Origin of the sequence: Halorubrum sp. SP9 (assembly GCF_005435015.1) — an archaeon.
In the GTDB taxonomy this organism is placed as follows: domain Archaea; phylum Halobacteriota; class Halobacteria; order Halobacteriales; family Haloferacaceae; genus Halorubrum; species Halorubrum sodomense.
On sequence record NZ_SGXU01000202.1, the window covers coordinates 1 to 742 of the forward strand.

Sequence of the window (742 nt, forward strand, 5' to 3'; positions counted from 1 at the left end):
GATTCCGATGTCCTTGTGGTTGGTCGTCACGAACCAGCGCTTGACGGAGGTCGTCGGCGGGAGTTCGCTCATGCGCCCACCCCGCTGGCCGCGGCGAAGCCGGCGCCGGAGGCCCCGATACTGGCGCTCTCGGAGCTGTTACCGGTGCTCGCGTACCACTCCTCCCACTCGTCTTGCGGCAGGACCGTGATTTGGCTCTTCATCTGGGAGTGACCCGGACCGCACAGCTCGAAGCACTCGACGCGGTAGGTCGCCTCCCCGCCTTGCGCCTCGACGTCCTCGGAGCTCACAGCGAACCACGTCTCGCTGTAGTCTCCGGGAATGGCGTCGGACTTTATCCGTAAGTCCGACGAGCCGAAGTTGTGCCACACGTCCCTCGACGTGATGTTGAGGTCGATCCGCTGGTCGGCCGGCACGATCAGCTCACCCCGTTCGGTGTGCCCGTTGGGGTACTCGTAGGCCCAGCCGTACTGGTACCCCTCGACCATGATCTCGATGTCTCCCTCGTCGCCGGTGTCCGGTCCCTGCTCGACGTAGAGGAGGAGCCCGTACGCGTACACGACGAGGCTGATGACCACGATCGCGCTCAACCCGAACGAGAGGAAGAGCTTCTTGGCTTTCGGACCGCCCTGTCCCGTGGGGAGCTCGCCGACGACCGGCGCGTCGAACTCCTCGTCCGACCGGTTCCCGTCGTCGCGGTACTTGTACACGTTCCACAGCGTGTACGACACGACGATGGTAC

The 742-nt window shown here is 64.8% G+C and carries 1 protein-coding gene; it reads right to left on the bottom strand.

The genetic code is table 11. The annotated features are described in order from the left end of the window. Positions 1-68: 68 nt before the first annotated feature. On the bottom strand, positions 69-742 hold a 674-nt coding region (coxB, locus tag EXE45_RS17210), incomplete at its 5' end, for a cytochrome c oxidase subunit II (protein ID WP_137695049.1).